At 34.1% G+C, this 16,564-nt stretch carries 18 protein-coding genes; 11 read left to right on the forward strand and 7 right to left on the reverse strand.

From position 1 onward, the window contains the following. Positions 1-24 precede the first annotated feature (24 nt). The 7 genes from B5X62_RS09770 (at position 25) to B5X62_RS09800 (ending at position 7,186) form a co-directional block, all read left to right on the forward strand. Entirely contained in the window at positions 25-816 is a 792-nt protein-coding gene (locus B5X62_RS09770; RefSeq protein ID WP_079667244.1) for a sulfite exporter TauE/SafE family protein, read from the forward strand. A gap of 275 nt (positions 817-1,091) precedes the next feature. Further along, the gene (locus B5X62_RS09775; RefSeq protein WP_079667245.1) at positions 1,092-2,504 is read left to right on the forward strand and encodes an MBL fold metallo-hydrolase; all 1,413 of its coding nucleotides are present in this window, start codon (positions 1,092-1,094) and stop codon (positions 2,502-2,504) included. After that, entirely contained in the window at positions 2,501-2,821 is a 321-nt protein-coding gene (locus B5X62_RS09780; protein WP_079667246.1) for a rhodanese-like domain-containing protein, read from the forward strand. The genes B5X62_RS09775 and B5X62_RS09780 overlap by 4 nt, the downstream gene beginning before the upstream one ends. A 548-nt stretch (positions 2,822-3,369) precedes the next feature. Then, a complete protein-coding gene (locus B5X62_RS09785; RefSeq protein WP_079667247.1) occupies positions 3,370-4,014 on the forward strand; it encodes a methyltransferase domain-containing protein in 645 nt (214 codons plus the stop codon). A gap of 93 nt (positions 4,015-4,107) precedes the next feature. Next, positions 4,108-4,671, forward strand: coding sequence for a YeeE/YedE family protein (locus B5X62_RS09790; RefSeq protein WP_079667248.1), 564 nt, complete (start codon positions 4,108-4,110; stop codon positions 4,669-4,671). A 94-nt stretch (positions 4,672-4,765) separates the two neighbouring features. Beyond that, the gene (locus B5X62_RS09795) at positions 4,766-5,185 is read left to right on the forward strand and encodes a DUF6691 family protein (RefSeq protein ID WP_079667249.1); all 420 of its coding nucleotides are present in this window, start codon (positions 4,766-4,768) and stop codon (positions 5,183-5,185) included. A gap of 270 nt (positions 5,186-5,455) precedes the next feature. Further along, complete coding sequence (locus tag B5X62_RS09800) at positions 5,456-7,186, forward strand: ABC transporter ATP-binding protein (protein ID WP_079667322.1); 1,731 nt, start codon at positions 5,456-5,458, stop codon at positions 7,184-7,186. Between the two features lie 185 nt (positions 7,187-7,371). On the opposite strand, the gene B5X62_RS09805 is transcribed toward B5X62_RS09800, so the two are convergent. The 3 genes from B5X62_RS09805 to B5X62_RS09815 all read right to left on the reverse strand — a co-directional run bounded on the left by B5X62_RS09805 (position 7,372) and on the right by B5X62_RS09815 (position 9,374). Continuing rightward, positions 7,372-7,884, reverse strand: a complete 513-nt coding sequence (locus B5X62_RS09805; protein WP_144038350.1) for a hypothetical protein — start codon at positions 7,882-7,884, stop codon at positions 7,372-7,374. Positions 7,885-7,948: 64 nt separating this feature from the next. Continuing rightward, positions 7,949-8,443, reverse strand: coding sequence for an RNA polymerase sigma factor (locus tag B5X62_RS09810; RefSeq protein WP_079667251.1), 495 nt, complete (start codon positions 8,441-8,443; stop codon positions 7,949-7,951). A 1-nt stretch (position 8,444) separates the two neighbouring features. Next, a complete protein-coding gene (locus B5X62_RS09815; RefSeq protein WP_079667252.1) occupies positions 8,445-9,374 on the reverse strand; it encodes an alpha/beta fold hydrolase in 930 nt (309 codons plus the stop codon). Between the two features lie 350 nt (positions 9,375-9,724). Between B5X62_RS09815 and B5X62_RS09820 the strand changes: the two genes are divergently transcribed. From B5X62_RS09820 to B5X62_RS09835, 4 genes are all read left to right on the forward strand, one after another. Continuing rightward, a complete protein-coding gene (locus tag B5X62_RS09820; RefSeq protein ID WP_144038351.1) occupies positions 9,725-10,309 on the forward strand; it encodes a hypothetical protein in 585 nt (194 codons plus the stop codon). A gap of 115 nt (positions 10,310-10,424) precedes the next feature. Further along, entirely contained in the window at positions 10,425-11,003 is a 579-nt protein-coding gene (locus B5X62_RS09825; RefSeq protein WP_079667254.1) for a cob(I)yrinic acid a,c-diamide adenosyltransferase, read from the forward strand. A gap of 45 nt (positions 11,004-11,048) precedes the next feature. Beyond that, positions 11,049-11,663 carry a thiamine diphosphokinase gene (locus B5X62_RS09830; protein WP_079667255.1) on the forward strand — a complete coding sequence of 205 codons (615 nt, stop codon included), beginning with the start codon at positions 11,049-11,051 and terminating at the stop codon, positions 11,661-11,663. 90 nt (positions 11,664-11,753) lie between these two features. Then, entirely contained in the window at positions 11,754-13,145 is a 1,392-nt protein-coding gene (locus tag B5X62_RS09835; RefSeq protein ID WP_079667256.1) for a type III PLP-dependent enzyme domain-containing protein, read from the forward strand. A 36-nt stretch (positions 13,146-13,181) separates the two neighbouring features. On the opposite strand, the gene B5X62_RS09840 is transcribed toward B5X62_RS09835, so the two are convergent. The 4 genes from B5X62_RS09840 to B5X62_RS09855 all read right to left on the reverse strand — a co-directional run bounded on the left by B5X62_RS09840 (position 13,182) and on the right by B5X62_RS09855 (position 16,562). Further along, positions 13,182-13,736, reverse strand: a complete 555-nt coding sequence (locus B5X62_RS09840; protein ID WP_079667257.1) for a hypothetical protein — start codon at positions 13,734-13,736, stop codon at positions 13,182-13,184. Between the two features lie 174 nt (positions 13,737-13,910). Further along, positions 13,911-14,573, reverse strand: coding sequence for an HAD family hydrolase (locus B5X62_RS09845; protein ID WP_079667323.1), 663 nt, complete (start codon positions 14,571-14,573; stop codon positions 13,911-13,913). A 38-nt stretch (positions 14,574-14,611) separates the two neighbouring features. Beyond that, positions 14,612-15,967: an alpha/beta hydrolase family protein gene (locus tag B5X62_RS09850; protein WP_079667258.1), complete on the reverse strand. Its 1,356-nt coding sequence runs from the start codon at positions 15,965-15,967 to the stop codon at positions 14,612-14,614. A 10-nt stretch (positions 15,968-15,977) separates the two neighbouring features. Beyond that, a complete protein-coding gene (locus B5X62_RS09855; protein ID WP_144038352.1) occupies positions 15,978-16,562 on the reverse strand; it encodes a hypothetical protein in 585 nt (194 codons plus the stop codon). Between the last annotated feature and the right edge of the window lie 2 nt (positions 16,563-16,564).

The following is a 16,564-nucleotide window of genomic DNA, read 5'->3' on the forward strand; positions in this document are numbered from 1 at the left end:
TTTTGCATCATCACAAGATAGAAAATGGAGATAGCAGGATTTTTAGCATCAATTTTAATAGGAATTTCACTCGGATTAATCGGCGGTGGCGGAAGTATTTTAACCGTTCCCGTTTTGGTGTATTTATTCCAAGTGGATGCCGTTTTGGCGACGACATATTCACTTTTTGTGGTTGGTGCAACAAGTTTGGTGGGTTCAACCAGTTATTTCAAAAATAATTTAATCGATTTAAAAACTGTCATTACTTTCGGTTTGCCGTCTATTGTTGGTGTTTATTTGTCAAGACATTTTATTCTTCCTCAAATTCCAAATACATTATTCGAAATTGAAGATTTTCACGTTTCGAAAAGTATGTTCCTGATGTTGGTTTTCGCGATTTTAATGCTTATTGCGTCTTTTAAAATGATAAAAAAAGATAAGTGTGAAATTTCGCCAACTAATCAAAAATACAATTATCCATTAGTGATTTTTCAAGGATTAATGGTTGGTGTAATTACTGGATTTGTAGGAGCTGGTGGTGGATTTTTAATTATTCCAGCTTTGGTTGGATTATTAAAAACGCCCATGAAAAAAGCAATTGGAACTTCTTTATTAATTATTGCAGTCAATTCCGCATTCGGTTTTCTAACCTCGTATGAGCATTTTGGAGAAATAAATTGGATGTTTTTAATGACAATTTCTGGATTAGCAATTCTCGGAATTTTAATTGGTGCGCGACTATCCAAAAATATTGATGGGAAAAAACTGAAACCCACTTTCGGATGGTTTGTTCTGGTGATGGGAATTTTTGTAATTGTAAAAGAAATGTTTTTGTAATGAATTATGAATTATGAATTATGAATTATGAATTATGAATTATGAATTATGAATTATGAATTATGAATTATGAATTATCAGAATTTAAGCAACATTTCGTCACTTCGAGTAGCGCAGCGTATCGAGAAGTTAATTGAATTATGAATTATTTTTCTTAAAAAACCATTAGCCATCAACCATCAACCAACAACCAACAACCATCAATACCCTATGTAACAAAAGTAGCGGTGTAAGATTTTAAATAGTAAGAACTTTGTACAACTAAATTAAAGAATATGAAAATAGAACAAATTTATACAGGATGTCTAGCGCAGGGCGCTTATTATATAGTTTCCAACGGCGAGGCGGCGATAATTGACCCACTTCGTGAAACCCAACCTTATATCGAAAGATTGCAAAAAGATAATGTGACTTTAAAATACATTTTCGAAACGCATTTTCATGCAGATTTCGTTAGCGGTCACGTTGATTTAAGCAAAAAAACAGACGCGAAAATTGTGTACGGACCAACTGCAAATCCAGATTTTGACGCAATTATTGCTGAAGACGGACAAATTTTTGAAATCGGGAACATCAAGATTAAAGTTCTTCACACGCCAGGTCACACCATGGAAAGTAGCACTTATCTTTTAATTGATGAAAACGACAAAGAAACGGCGATTTTCTCTGGAGATACCTTGTTTTTGGGTGATGTTGGTCGCCCAGATTTAGCTCAAAAAGCAGCAAATATGACGCAGGAAGATTTGGCAGGTTTGCTTTATGATTCTTTGCAAAACAAAATTATGCCTTTGTCGGATGATATTACGGTGTATCCAGCTCATGGTGCAGGTTCCGCTTGTGGCAAGAATATGCAAAAAGAAACGGTTGACACTTTAGGAAATCAAAAAAAGACCAATTATGCATTAAATCAACCTAATAAAGAAGCTTTCATTAAAGCAGTGACAGATGGTTTGTTGCCTCCGCCAGCATATTTTGGGATGAATGTGGCGATGAACAAAAAAGGTTACGAAAACTTTGATGAGGTTTTAAATAACGGTTTAAAAGCTTTGTCAGCCGAAGAATTTGAAGAAATTGCAGAGAATTCTGAAGCTTTGATTTTAGATACTCGTTCTGCGGCAGATTTTGCAAAGGGATTTATTCCGCAGTCGATAAATATTGGTCTGAATGGCGATTTTGCGCCTTGGGTTGGTGCTTTGGTGAGAGATGTTCGACAACCGATTTTGTTAGTAACCGATAAAGGAAATGAAGAAGAAGCAGTTACCAGATTGAGTCGTGTTGGTTTTGACCATATTTTAGGGCATCTTGAAAATGGTTTTGAAACTTGGAAAAATTCAGGAAAAGAAATCGATACCGTGAACAGAATTTCGGCCGAACAATTTAGTTCAGAATATTTTGAAGATATTAAAATTTTGGACGTTCGTAAAGAAAGCGAGTTCGAAGCAGAACACGTGCAAAATGCTTACAGCAGACCTTTGGCGTATATTAATGATTGGATAAATAATGTAGATTCTAGCGAACCTTTTTACATTCATTGTGCGGGAGGTTACAGAAGTATGATGGCTGCAAGTATTCTTCAAGCACGTGGTTATCGTAATTTTTCGGAAGTTGATGGAGGTTTTAGTGCCATTTCAAAAACGGATATTCCAAAAACAGATTTTGTTTGTCCATCTAAAAAAATGCAATTATGATTATTGATTTTCTAAAAAAGATTTTCGGTTCCGAAGATTCAGAAAAACTGATGGAAGCTATCACGAATGGAGCGACTTTAATCGATGTTCGTTCCAAAGGAGAATTTGCTTCGGGAAGTATAAAAAATGCGGTGAATATTCCGTTAAATGAAATTTCAAATCAAAAAAACAAGTTGAAAAATAAAGAAAATATTGTGGTTTTTTGCAGAAGTGGAATGAGAAGTAAACAAGCGCAATCTATTTTAAAACAAGCTGGATTTGAGAACGTTTTTAATGGAGGTTCTTTGCAAAATATGAAAAAATTAACGACGAATTGATTTTTTGAAACATCGATATATCAGAGAACACTATCACAGCTTTATCGTCAGTTCGCGTAAATTTTGAGAAAATCTTATCGAGAACTTTTTGAAAGAGATTTCTCGATACGCTTCGCTACTCGAAATGACGAAATGATTAATTTCACTTTAAATAAAAAAGAATCAAAGAACGCAAAGGAAAATAATAAGTTGATGTAAAAATGAGATAGACAAAGGCGTAAAACTTATTGAAGTAAGAGAAAAGTTTTGTTTTCCGATGATAAACGAAGTGGCTTAGTTTTACTTTAAGAACAAACCGAAGATTCAAATCTTTGTTTTACTTTGCGTTTAGTTATTTAAATTTTGAAGTATTCCGTCAGTTCGAGTAGATTTTGAAAAAATCGTATCGAGAACTTTTTTGAAAGAGATTTTTTGATACGCTTCGCTACTCGAAATGACCTTAATGCTAAAAGAAATCTGATGAAAATATAGATTTATCTTTAATTATTATACATCAACTTTAAATTTGAAATAAATTCCTTCCTTGCGACAAATTTTAAACTATAAAAATGAATACAGAAGAAAATAAAAATCAAGATCTAAAATGTTGCGTAACGCAATGCGACCTTCCTTTAGACAAAAAATATTGGGACACACGTTGGGAAAATCAAGAAACGGCTTGGGATGTTGGCTACGCATCACCTGTAATAACTGATTATATGGATAAAATTGAGGATAAAAATATTTCGATTTTAATTCCTGGTTGTGGCAATGCTTACGAAGCCGAATATCTTTTAAAGAATGGTTTTCAAAATATTACTCTCATCGATATTGCGCCTAAAGCAGTCGAAATTTTGCAAAGTAAATTCAGGAATGATCCTCAAATAAAAGTGATTTTAGGTGATTTTTTTGAACATCAAGGACAATATGATTTGATGTTGGAACAGACTTTTTTCTGCGCAATTCCGCCATCAATGAGAGAAAACTATGCGAAAAAATCTGCTGAACTTTTGCAGCCAAATGGTAAAATTGTAGGCGTTATGTTTGATACGGTTTTCGAACATCAAGGACCTCCGTTTGGTGGTTGTCCCTGCGAATACAAACCCATTTTTGAACCTTATTTCAAAATCAAAAAAATGGAAGAATGTTACAATTCAATTCCTCCAAGAAAAGGCAGTGAAATCTTTGTTGAGCTAGAAGTTATAAAAAAATAGAATCAAGAATCATGAACCAAGAGCCAAGAAGTGATATGAAAAAAATATCTCAAATCTTGATTCTTGGTTCTAGCATCTAAAATCTTAAAAAAAATGTTAGAACTTATAAAAAATCCGTGGCCATGGTATGTTGCGGGACCTTTAATCGGACTTACAGTCCCAATGTTGCTTATTTTAGCGAACAAAACTTTTGGAATTTCGTCGTCGTTAAGACATATTTGTGCGTCTTGTGCGCCATCGAATATTCCGTTTTTTAAATACAATTGGAAAAGCGAAATCTGGAATTTAGTTTTCGTTTTCGGAATTTTAATCGGCGGTTTTATTGCTTTTAATTTTCTTTCAAATGGGCAACCAGTCGATGTTAACCCAAATCTAAAAACAGAATTAGCAGGTTACGGAATTACAGATTTCTCAAGTTTAATTCCATCTGATTTCATGAACTGGGAAACTTTATTTTCATTAAAAGGCTTCTTTTTATTCGTCGTTGGCGGATTTTTAGTCGGCTTCGGAACGCGTTACGCAGGCGGTTGTACAAGCGGACATTCCATCATGGGATTATCAAATCTTCAGTGGCCATCTTTGGTTGCAACCATTTGCTTTATGTTAGGCGGCTTCATCGTTGCTAATTTCGTAATGCCATGGATTTTATCATTGTAAAGAGCCTAGAATCAAGAGCCTAGAATCAAGATTTAAGGATGTGAAACCTTAAGCTTAAAACTCAAAACTTGCAATTCAAATCAAAATTTAAAAAATGAAAACATTAGATTATATAAAATTTTTAATAGCCGGAATATTCTTCGGAATCGTCATCACAAAAGCCGAACTCATCAGTTGGTTTAGAATTCAGGAAATGTTCCGTTTGCAATCTTTCCACATGTACGGCGTTATCGGAAGTGCCGTTGTGACGGCAATGTTGTCGGTTTGGTTAATCAAAAAATTCAAAATCAAATCTTTGGATGGCGAACCTATAAAAATCGCAGACAAAAAATTCAACAAAGGTCAAATTTATGGCGGATTAATCTTCGGATTTGGCTGGGCGATTACAGGCGCTTGTCCAGGACCATTGTTTGCGCAAATCGGAACTGGCGCTTTGGTCGTAACGGTGACGCTACTTTCAGCCATTTTGGGAACTTGGGTTTACGGTAAATTCCGTGAAAAATTGCCGCATTAGAGATGCGAGGTTCGGGATACGAGTTGCGATATTCGAGATATGTGAAACGTGATAGAGGTTTATCTTAATATTACAAGTTTAAAATATGATTAACTTTAAACCTTAAACCTTAAACCTTAAACCTTAAAACCCGAAACTCGTCCCATCTAACTCATATTTTTCCTACATTTATGGTTCGCAAATTGAAATATGAAAAATCCTTTCAACCGAACCATCACAATTTTTGGAATATTTAAGCAGCTTCAACCTTTCATTAAGCCTTATCGTTTGATGATTTTTTGGACGCTGCTTCTTACTTTGTTAGGCGCTTTGGCGGCGCAAGTCAACCCAATTGTCCTGAAATATACCGTTGATGAGGTGCAAAAATTGATAGATTTGCCGCATCCGATGAAAGAAGGTATTCATGTTTTGGTCGTTATTTCGATTATTCTTTTGGTGAAGGAAATTGCGAATATCTTTATCAATTTTGGACAGAAATTTTATGGCGAAAAAATTAGAATTAATGTCAGTTCAGAGCTAGCGCAGCGCGCAATTGATAAAATTCTGACTTACAAAGTTTCTTATTTCAATGATGAAAACCATGAATCTGGAAAACTTCAAACCCGTATCGATAGAGGGATTGAAAGTTTAACAAAGCTTGTGCAAAACTTTTTTATCGATATTTTACCACTTTTCACAACATCGATTATTGCGTTAATCGTGATGTACATGCAGAATGTGTATGTCGGTTTGGTTTCCACGATTATTGTTCCTATTTATTTTTGGGTAAGCAATTTACAAGCTAAAAAGCTTTCGGGAGTCCGACGAACATTGAGAAATCAGCGTGAAGAAAAAACTTCTGGGTTACTCAATCTCATCAATTCAATTTTGGTGATTAAAAGTTTTGTTCGAGAAAAATTTGAAGGGAAAAAACAATACGATCTCCAGATGCAATTGATGGAAAGTCAGTTGTACACGCGTAAAACGAACTTTTTCTATGATGGATTAAAAACTTTTATCGAGCAAATTGGCGTTGTTTTAATCATACTTTTAACGGTTTATTTGGTGCTCGATCAGCAGATGACGATTGGTGCAATTATGTTGCATATTATGTTGTTCAACAACGTTTCTTCGCCTATTCGTCAGCTTCACAGGATTTATGATGATATGAATGATGCGATGATTTATGCTGAAGGTTATTTTGATATTTTGAATGCTGATGATGAGGAAGAACCAAGCGGAAAATTTATTGAAAAAGAAATAAAAGGGACTTTTGAACTTCAAAACGTAAATTTCTCTTATCCCAACGGAACACAAGCGCTCTTTGATGTCAATATGTTAATTGAACATGGTAAAACCACAGCATTGGTCGGACTTTCAGGCGCAGGAAAATCAACGGTGATTAATTTGCTGTGTAAATTTTATCTTCCAGATTCTGGCGAAATTTTGTTGGATAATGTAGATTTAAACGATTACGACAATACGTTTTTGAGGGATGATATTGGTTTGGTGCTTCAAAAAAATCACATTTTTAAAGGAAGTATTGAAGATAATATTCGATACGGCGACATGAACGCTAGTTTTGAAGAAGTAGAAGCAGCTGCGAAAAAAGCTTATTTACACGAACAAGTTTTAGATTTGCCATTGGCTTATCAGCATGATGCAACGCAACTTTCTGGTGGTCAACAACAACGAATTGCAATTGCAAGATTGTTCTTAAAAAATCCACCTATTATTTTCTTAGACGAACCAACAGCAAGTTTGGATGCAATTGCAACGGAACAAATTAAAAACTCGTTGGATGCCATTAAAAAAGGACGAACGGTGGTGATTATTTCTCATTCGTTGTCACAAATTATCGATTCGGATACGATTTATGTGATGAAAAAAGGTCGAGTGGTAGAACATGGAAACCACGATGAATTATATCATTTAGACGGAACTTATAAAGAAATTTTTGATGCTTCCGCCCGAAGTTTGAACCTTGATTTGTTGGTGAAAACTTATAAAGATGAGGAATAGTTAATTTGAAAATTTGGAAGTTGGTTAATTTGATAATTTATATGAATGTAAGTGGTTCTTCAAAAAAAATATCGAGAAGCTTATAAAGATTCTCGATATTATTAATTTTGAAATTTATGATTTTTAATTGAGAATTAATTTCGTCAATTTTTATTAAATTAAAATTTAAACATTTAACATTTACTTTATTTAAACTGGTTTTCCAAATTCTGAAGTTCAGAAATAATAGAATTGATGCGATTTTCCGTTTTTCTTAATTGACGTTTTCCTAAATAGAAATAAGCGAACAAAATCCATCCAAAAGTTAAGGCATAAGCGATAATTTTAAACTGTAAACTACCATCTTGCAGCACTTCAACCATATAAAGTCCTAACGCAGCACTTAACAAAATAAAATACAAAGGTATATTCCAACGGACTAATTTTTTTCTGTATTCATTATAGTTTTGCCATTGTTGAAGATATTTAGAAGGCTCTGCATTTTCATCAATTTCTTTTATTTTTTTTGCATTTACAAAAGAAACGATAGCTTGCAAAAGGCAGATGAGAGCAACTGCAAACATGGCAAAATAAAGCGTCACACTCGGATGTCGAAAATCTATAAAATATGCCAATCCTAAAATATAGATTGCTGTTAAGCTTAGCAAAATGCTTCCAATTCTTTCTTTACGAATCATTTTTTGCTGGCTGTTTGTCATTTTAGAAAAATCAAACTTTAGTTCTGGAGCGGGCTCCGAGTTCGATTTCCAAAGCTGTTGTATATCATTGAAGTCTTGCATTTTCTTTAAAAATTTCGGTAAGTTCTTTTTTTATTCTATGAATTTTCACACGCAGATTATTTTCGGTAATTCCTGTAATCTCTGCAATTTCTTCGTAAGCTTTTTCCTCCAAAACCAAAGAAATAATAATTCTGTCGGCTTCCTTTAGTTGGTGAATACTTTTGTGAAGAATCTGGATGTCTTGTTGACGGTCATCGCTCGGTTCGTCTGCAATATTGGGGAGTTTTGCGTCAGAAATTCTTTCCGTTCGCTTTTGCTTTTCGAGACTCATTAGGCATTTATTTACGGCAATTCTGTAAATCCAAGTGCTCAATTTTGCATCATTTCTGAACTGTTCCAGATTTTGCCAAACCGCTATGAAAGTCTCTTGCAGAACATCTTTCGCCTTGTCGGTATCACCTGTGTAACTCAAGCAAAGTTTCCTAATTCCTGGCGCAAACTCCTTATATATTTCGTTGAAATATTCTTGTGAGGGCATCTTAATTTTTTAAGAATTTATCCAAATTATCGTAAAACCATTGCGGATTATCGTACATGATGAAATGTTTAGCGTCCGCAATTTGTAAAGTTAAGTTTTTTACATTTTTATATTGTTCAGAAAGCATTGTTCTAGATTGTTCAAGCGTTCCATAATTACTTCCTAACACCAAAACTGGACAAATAATTTTTGTTAAATCACCTCGCAAATCGGTGGTCATCATTTCGTAAAAAGCCGTTCCTAAGGTTGTTCTATCGCTTTTCATTTCCCAAGAAGCAACTAATTTTGCTTTTTCAGGATTGGTAACCAAAGCAGCAGCACCTTTTTCAGAAAACGCTTTTAGTTGCTCGTCCGTCATCGACGTAAATTGTTTAACAGACGCATCTTTATTGATGAATTGCTTTGCTTGTTCCTCTGTAATTGCTGGATTTTGCAACGCTGGATAAAACGGAACGCCATCTACAATAATCACTTTTTTGAAAAGTTGAGGTTCCGTACTTGCAATTGAAGCACTTAGAAATCCACCTAAACTATGTCCCATAATAATTGGATTTTTCAGATGTTTTTCTTTGGTGTACGTGATAATTTCGTCACGCATTTTAGGAAGAAAATCACCAGCAACTGGTTTTACACCTGCAAAACCAGGAAGTGTAAGAATATGACATTCGTAGTTGTTTTTCAAATGTTCGGCAGTTTCGTTCCACACGTCACCACTCGAACTAAAGCCCGGAATCATAATAATCGGCGTTCCTTTTCCCACAATTTTTACATCAAAATCGTATTTCGATTGCGCGCTCAACATCGAGATAGAGCCAAGCAAAATTCCCATTGTGAAAATTCCTTTAAAAATATTTAGTTTTTGAGATTTAAAGATTTTCAAAATCAATATTGCACCAATAATTGTCCAAAAAGCTGTATGTAAAGTTTCCATTTTCTTAAATTTTAAATTATAAACTCAGTTTTAGAATATTCTGATTATAAGATTAGGAAGTCTTCCAATTATTACAAAAAAAATGAAAATAATTTGTAATTAACTGATTATTAATATTGTTTTTTTTTTTTTTTTTTTTTTTTATTTGGGTGTGCCCGCTTGCCGTTTTGGCGCTCGCTTCGCTCGCGCTCCCACAGCTTGCGGTCGGTCTACGCCTGCAATCTTTTACCTCCACTTCGTGTCGGCAAAAGGATTTCCGGCTCCGCCCTCACACGGGATTTCGCGTTCATTTTTTATAGGAAATCTTGGCAAGTTAATTGTTGAATGTAGATTTCAAAATTTTAAAAAGAATGAAAAAATATATTGCAATTGCTTCAATATTGGCTTTAACATTGATTTCGTGTAACAAAGTTGAAGAGAAAATCAACGAAAGCATCGATCAAGCCACCGAAACGGTCAAGCAAAAAGCCCAAGAGCAAGTAAAAGAAACGATGGATAAAGCTGTGAATGAAACGATAAATTCGCTTACAAATTCGCAAGACGTAAGTTTTCAAGAGGTTTTTCCAAACGCAAAAACGGATATTGTTTCCGAGTTTAAAGGCAAGAAAATGAAATTTCCGAACGGAAGTCCAGCTTATTTCTTAAAATACAAAGCCGACAAAACTGAATTATTGCAATTAATGGCCGCTCAACCAACAACGGACGAAACAAAATCGGATAAAGAAGCAAAGAAAATCGATGGTCAAAAGTTCATTGACCAACTAAGTTTCTTTGAGAAATTTATTCCAGAAGGCGTTTTGGATACTAATTTTTTAAATGAAATTAAGACCGACAAATCAATAGAATTCTACAGAATAAAGCGTTTTCCAAACAAATCAACCATTATTGTTAATCCAAAAACAAACGTGATTTACCAATTTGTAGAAGTTTCCTAAGAATTTAAGATGTTTTTATTATAATAAAACATAGATTTAATTTTCATCAAAATAAATTATTTGAAGCTTAAAAATGCGATAAAAAACCGTATTTTTAGGCTTTAATTCTATAAATATGACATTCAAAGTATATACAAAAACGGGTGACAAAGGCGAAACTGGTTTGTACGGCGGAACAAGAATTTCTAAGGCGAGCTCGCGTGTAGAATCTTACGGAAACATCGATGAACTCAACGCTTTTATTGGAGTTGCAAAATCTTATGTTACAGATTCTAGAGTTTTAGAACAATTGAAGAAAATTCAATTTGATTTGTTTACAGTTGGTTCCGAAGCAGCTACTCCAATTGATAAATTGTTTTTAGCAAACGGGAAAGCTCGATTACCATTGGTGATTTCTGAAAAAGAAATTGAAGAATTAGAAAATTGGATTGATGCTTTTGAGGAGGAATTGGAACCGCTTCAATATTTTATTTTACCTGGAGGCGGAAAAGCGGCGACACATTTTCACGTAGCAAGAACGGTTTGCAGAAGAGCCGAAAGAAGTATGGTTTTCTTGAATGAATCCGAAGAAGTTCGGCCAGAATTGATAAAATACTTGAATCGTCTTTCGGATTATCTTTTTGTATTATCCAGATATATTTCAAAAATCGAAAACGAGCCAGAAGAATATTGGAATCCAAATGACAGAACTTAGTTTAGATTCATAAATGAAAATTCTGAAGTTAAATTACATTATCGAATGAAGAAAGCATTGCTTTATATAAATGGTGAGCCAACGAAAAATTTAGTTGATTTTTCACAATATGATTTGGTGGCGTGTACAGACGGAGCATTAAACTATCTTTTAAAATTTGATTCCGAAATTGTTTCAAAATTAGATTTTATTTCTGGAGATTTTGACTCGCATGAACGATTAGATTTGGTTGACAAAAAATTTATAGAAACGCCCGACCAAAACAAAACCGATTTCCAAAAAGCTTTAGAAATTATCCTTGAAAAAGGAATTGAAATTGTTGATGTTTACGGTGGAAGCGGCGGCGAAATGGATCATTTTTTAGGAAATTTAAGCGTTGCCGATTTTATGAAATCCAAAATGAAAATTCAGTTTTTTGATGAGTTTTCAAGCTATTATTTTATTCCGAAAAATTTTGAAATTTCTAGTGTTCAAGGCAAGATGATTTCACTTTTTCCGTTTCCAAAAGCCGAAAGTATTACGACAAAAGGATTGAAGTGGCCACTTTACAAAGAAAACTTAAAAATAGGAGAACGCATCGGGACGCGTAATATTGCTGAAAATGATGTGGTTACGATAAAATATGAAAAAGGAAATCTCCTAATTTTTGTTGGACATTAAGTTTATCATAAAAAATATTAAAAGGTGCATTTGGCATCTTTTTTTATTTAATTTTGTACTTCTATAATTTGTAAAATCAGGATTTAAGAAATGAAAATAAAATATTCGGAGTTAATTGATCAGACCCTTTATTTTCCTACACAAGAATTCAATGTTGAGGAGAATAAGTTGACCTTTCACGATATTCCTTTGATGGAGGTTGTCGAAAAGTACGGAACCCCTTTAAAACTCAATTATCTTCCGAAAATTTCTCAAAATATCCAACGTGCAAAAGCTTGGTTCAAAGAAGCTTTTGAAAAACACGATTATCAAAAAAACTATCGCTATTGTTATTGTACAAAGTCGAGTCATTTTGCATTTGTGATTGAGGAAGCAATCAAGAATGATATTTCTATCGAGACTTCTTCTGCGTTTGACATGGATATTGTCAAAAGTCTGCATGACAAAGGGAAGTTTGACAAAAGTATCGAAGTGATTTGTAATGGTTTTAAAACCGATGATTATTTGACGAAGATTTCAGATATGATCAATTCAGGTTTTGAAAATATAACACCGATTTTGGATAATTATCGTGAATTGGATAAGCTTACAGAAAGTATCGACACAACTTTTAATATCGGGATTCGTATTGCGTCGGAAGAAGAACCGAAATTCGAATTTTATACTTCTCGATTAGGCATTGGATATCGCGATATCATCCCTTATTATAGTCAAAAAATCGCTGAACACCCCAATGCGAGACTAAAAATGTTGCATTTCTTCATTAATACTGGTATTAAAGATACCTCGTATTATTGGAACGAATTGTACAAGTGTCTTCGTGTTTATGCCCGTCTTAAGAAGATTGCGCCAGAAGTAGATTCTCTTAATATTGGTGGAGGTTTCCCGATTAAAACTTCTTTGAATTTTGATTACGATTATCAATATATGATTGATGAAATCGTTTCTCAAATTAAAAAATTCTGTGAAGAAGAAGGCGTTGAAGCACCAAATATCTATACCGAATTTGGTAGTTTTACAGTAGGTGAAAGTGGCGCTACGCTTTATAGAATCGTTTCTCAGAAACGTCAAAACGATAGAGAAAAATGGAATATGATTGACTCATCTTTCATGACGACTTTGCCAGATACTTGGGCCATTTCTCGTCACTTTATCATGCTTCCGCTTAACCGTTGGGATGATACTTACGAGAGAGTTTTCCTTGGTGGATTGACTTGCGATTCTGATGATTATTACAATTCAGAACAACATACCAACGCAATTTATTTGCCGGTGTATAACGATACAAAACCTTTATATATAGGTTTCTTCCATACCGGAGCTTATCAAGATACGATTAGTGGTTACGGCGGTGTACATCATTGTTTGATTCCACAGCCAAAACATATTTTGATTAATCAAGATGATGAAGGTAATTTTACCTATGAAGTCTTTCAGGAAGCGCAACAGCCGCAAGATGTACTGAAACTTTTAGGTTACTAAAAATATAAAAGGCAGGAATAATTTTCCTGCCTTTTTTTAATCTTTATTTCTGCAATTTTCTGGGATTTTGTACATTAAGACTAAAGCCCAAATTTGTAAAACACCTTGTATTGCGTTAGCTATCGTTAAGATTGGATCATTAAGAATATTCATCACAACAATAGGCATTGCTAAAGTCCCGACGACGACAAATCCTAGCAAAATAAATCTCATCCAGTCGACACCTTTTTGCATAAGATATCCCATAATAAAAATGACAACTAAAGCTAAAAATGGAATCACATTATAAGCTGGATGTGGTAATTGGTCGAACTTCCATATGAAAATTCCTATCCCGATTGCGCCAGAAAGATACACGAGATTCCCAGCTTTTATATGATTTTCGTGGATATGGATTTCCTCCGTTCTTTTTTTATCATTAATAAGATGTCGAATTTGCTCTTCCTCTTGAAGGCTAAATCGGCGTCCTCTATTTTTTAAAATATTAAAAGCATATTCAATCGATTTTGAAACATATCGATCATTGGGAGAAATGTAAAGTTCTAATTCTTTATCATTTTTCTCCTCTAAAATTTTTCTATCTACATACATGACTTTGGAATTTGGTTATTCCTAAGGTACAAAAATATAACTGATTGTCAATGGATTGTAGTGTTAAAATTTAATGTTTGATAGATATGTTTAGGTTTATAACAAGAATATTTGATTTTGTTTAAATTAAATTCTTTCGAGATGCGCTTTATAAATCCAAAATTTTGTTTAGTTTTAGTTGAAATGTTTTGCAATTTTAGACAGTTCCAATTCTTTATAATTGTCAACTAAAGTATTGGCTAATGTATAATCTTGCCCCAAAGTATGTTCGCTTTTGTAAGCGGCACAAAAAATACCAGCGCGATGGGACGCCAAAATTCCGTTGGTTGAATCTTCAATCACCATACAATGTTCAATCGGTTCGTTGGCGATTTCGGCAGCGCGAAGAAATATTTCTGGATGAGGTTTTGACTCCTTGAGATCTGCGCCACTAATTTTTCCAATAAAAAACGGATCTAATTCAAATTTATTAAAAACCATTTCGATCGTCGTGTTAGAAGCCGATGATGCTAAAACCAATTTGATGTTGTTGTCAAAATAATGTTGGATTAAACTCCTTACGCCTGGAAGCAAATCAAATTCTGGATCGTTGTCAAAAAGTTCCTTGAAGATTTCACGCTTCTTTTTTACCAGTTCTTCCTTTTGGGCGTCGAGATTGTATTTATCAATTAATTCTAAACAAACGCTATCGGTTGTGCGACCTGTAAAAGTTTTGAACAACTCTTCGCTGACATCCATTCCATAATGTTTGAACATCCCGAAATAAGCTTTTCTGTGCAGTGGTTCGGTGTCTACGATAACACCATCCATATCAAATAATACGGCTTTTAGACTCATTTTTCTTTCATTTTTACTAATTGCAAAAGTACTGAAAATTAATTTTTTAAGCTTAAAATCCAACTCGAAACTATATCTAAAATTTTCGGTGAAATAGTTTCTGTGATTTCTCCGTATTCGTCGACGCTTCCTGTTTTAGCCGTTTGGAAAAGATGATTGAGACCAGCAATTTCTTCAGTTTTAAAATTTTTGTTACCAGCTTTAGTCAAAGCCATTTTAATGGCTTCTAGATTTGATTTCGCAGAAACTTGTAAATCTAAACTTCCGTTAAGCGCTAATACGGGGATTTTGATTTTAGACCAGTTTTCTGCAGGTTTGTATTGAAGGAAATAAGCCATCCAAGGCTGTGTTAGTTGAGAATATGCGGATTTTTCTTGTGGATTTAAATTAGGAAATGTTTTCGTCAAAAAATCAGAAAAGTCAGCAGTAATATTTTTGCCCTTATAATTTGCAATGTAATCAAACATCGCTTTTTTCTGATCCAAATCTTTTTTTACGATATCTTCGGGAAGTCCAGCTTGTTTCAGAATATCTTCGTTTTGTTGATACATCAATTGATTGATCGCAACGCCAGGACCGGCAAGCGAAACAATAAATTTTACATTTGGATTTTTAACGGCGACCATTGGTGCAATCATACCACCTTCGCTATGACCAACCAAACCTATATTTTTGTAACCACGTTTTAATAAAAAATCTACTGCGGCATCAATGTCTCCTCCGAAGTTAGCGGATGTATCGTTGCGAGAACCAACCGAAGATTCGCCGATACCACGATCATCAAGTCTTAATGTTCCGATTCCTTTTTTAGCAAAATCATCTGCGATAACAGCGAAAGGCTTGTGACCAGCAATTTCCTCATCTCGGTTTTGAGCGCCAGAACCTGTTATTAAAATTGCAATTGGAAAATCTTTTTTATCCTTCGGTAGACTAATAGTTCCTGCAAGTGTATTACTGTCTTTTGGGTTTTTAAAACTAATATTTTCGGTGAAATAATCGAAAGGCGGTTTTGGAGTTTGTGGTCGTTCGAGAACAACATTTTCATTTCTTGAATAAGGTGTTAAAATCAGATCAAAGCTTAAGCCGCTCTGCATAAACTTTCCAGTGATTTTATTGTCTTTAAAAATACCGAGATAAGTAATGTTTAGTTTTTCTGAATTAAGATTGAGTTGATTATTATTAAAGCTAGCTTTTTCAACAGGAATGCCTTTGGCGCCTTGCTTTGGGCTATCCATTGTTGCTATTAAGTTTTCTGGAGTACCGCTAAGATTAAAAATTAACGGAAGTTTTTGCCCTGAAAATTCGAGTTCGCCTTGCCAACTTCCGATAATAGTTTGCGCAAAAATCATAACATTTAATAACAAAAAACTGAACGTGAAAACTAATTTTTTCATGATTTGAATTTTATAATATTGAACGAATAATGATTTTACTTAAAACTTCACCAATAATAAAAGCACCAGCGAAAGCTATATAATGCCACGTTTTTTTAGCGTTAGTCGCAGTCTTAAAACCGAAAAACATTAAAGTAATTGCATAGGTTATTAAAGCAATACTAAGAATGGAAACCCAAACAATTGTGCCAGTTTCGTCAGGAGAAAATTGAATATTTCTAATGCCGATTGATGGATCATTTATCTTCGCTTCAATACTTTTCATTGCGGGAAGATTTGTAAAGAATGGAAAAACGTAGATCGGAATTCTGTACAAGAAAGACGTATTAAGAACGTCAATCATTCTGGTTTTTGGATTGATGATTCGTCCCAAGATAAAAAGCAAAATACAAGGCAAAATAATAGTAATCATATTGGCTGTAATGGCTTGCGCATAAGTCAGCAAATAATATGTGTGCGCATCGATTAGGCCATCATAAATTGTAAAATAAAATTGGGAGATAAACGAACCAATAACGGCAGATATGAGCCCAATTAGCATAAAGGCTTTTGATGATATTTTGGCAAGCGGATTAAAAATATATGTCCAGTACATAG

Origin of the sequence: Soonwooa buanensis, assembly GCF_900167905.1 — a bacterium.
Classification (GTDB): domain Bacteria; phylum Bacteroidota; class Bacteroidia; order Flavobacteriales; family Weeksellaceae; genus Soonwooa; species Soonwooa buanensis.

What these genes read in the sequence shown, in the direction of transcription:
- B5X62_RS09770 (WP_079667244.1), top strand. Translation starts at nt 25, where the DNA reads ATGGAGATAGCAGGATTTTTAGCATCAATTTTAATAGGAATTTCACTC.
- B5X62_RS09775 (WP_079667245.1), top strand. Translation starts at nt 1,092, where the DNA reads ATGAAAATAGAACAAATTTATACAGGATGTCTAGCGCAGGGCGCTTAT.
- B5X62_RS09780 (WP_079667246.1), top strand. Translation starts at nt 2,501, where the DNA reads ATGATTATTGATTTTCTAAAAAAGATTTTCGGTTCCGAAGATTCAGAA.
- B5X62_RS09785 (WP_079667247.1), top strand. Translation starts at nt 3,370, where the DNA reads ATGAATACAGAAGAAAATAAAAATCAAGATCTAAAATGTTGCGTAACG.
- B5X62_RS09790 (WP_079667248.1), top strand. Translation starts at nt 4,108, where the DNA reads ATGTTAGAACTTATAAAAAATCCGTGGCCATGGTATGTTGCGGGACCT.
- B5X62_RS09795 (WP_079667249.1), top strand. Translation starts at nt 4,766, where the DNA reads ATGAAAACATTAGATTATATAAAATTTTTAATAGCCGGAATATTCTTC.
- B5X62_RS09800 (WP_079667322.1), top strand. Translation starts at nt 5,456, where the DNA reads ATGATTTTTTGGACGCTGCTTCTTACTTTGTTAGGCGCTTTGGCGGCG.
- B5X62_RS09805 (WP_144038350.1), bottom strand. Translation starts at nt 7,884, where the DNA reads ATGACAAACAGCCAGCAAAAAATGATTCGTAAAGAAAGAATTGGAAGC.
- B5X62_RS09810 (WP_079667251.1), bottom strand. Translation starts at nt 8,443, where the DNA reads ATGCCCTCACAAGAATATTTCAACGAAATATATAAGGAGTTTGCGCCA.
- B5X62_RS09815 (WP_079667252.1), bottom strand. Translation starts at nt 9,374, where the DNA reads ATGGAAACTTTACATACAGCTTTTTGGACAATTATTGGTGCAATATTG.
- B5X62_RS09820 (WP_144038351.1), top strand. Translation starts at nt 9,725, where the DNA reads ATGAAAAAATATATTGCAATTGCTTCAATATTGGCTTTAACATTGATT.
- B5X62_RS09825 (WP_079667254.1), top strand. Translation starts at nt 10,425, where the DNA reads ATGACATTCAAAGTATATACAAAAACGGGTGACAAAGGCGAAACTGGT.
- B5X62_RS09830 (WP_079667255.1), top strand. Translation starts at nt 11,049, where the DNA reads ATGAAGAAAGCATTGCTTTATATAAATGGTGAGCCAACGAAAAATTTA.
- B5X62_RS09835 (WP_079667256.1), top strand. Translation starts at nt 11,754, where the DNA reads ATGAAAATAAAATATTCGGAGTTAATTGATCAGACCCTTTATTTTCCT.
- B5X62_RS09840 (WP_079667257.1), bottom strand. Translation starts at nt 13,736, where the DNA reads ATGTATGTAGATAGAAAAATTTTAGAGGAGAAAAATGATAAAGAATTA.
- B5X62_RS09845 (WP_079667323.1), bottom strand. Translation starts at nt 14,573, where the DNA reads ATGAGTCTAAAAGCCGTATTATTTGATATGGATGGTGTTATCGTAGAC.
- B5X62_RS09850 (WP_079667258.1), bottom strand. Translation starts at nt 15,967, where the DNA reads ATGAAAAAATTAGTTTTCACGTTCAGTTTTTTGTTATTAAATGTTATG.
- B5X62_RS09855 (WP_144038352.1), bottom strand. Translation starts at nt 16,562, where the DNA reads ATGTACTGGACATATATTTTTAATCCGCTTGCCAAAATATCATCAAAA.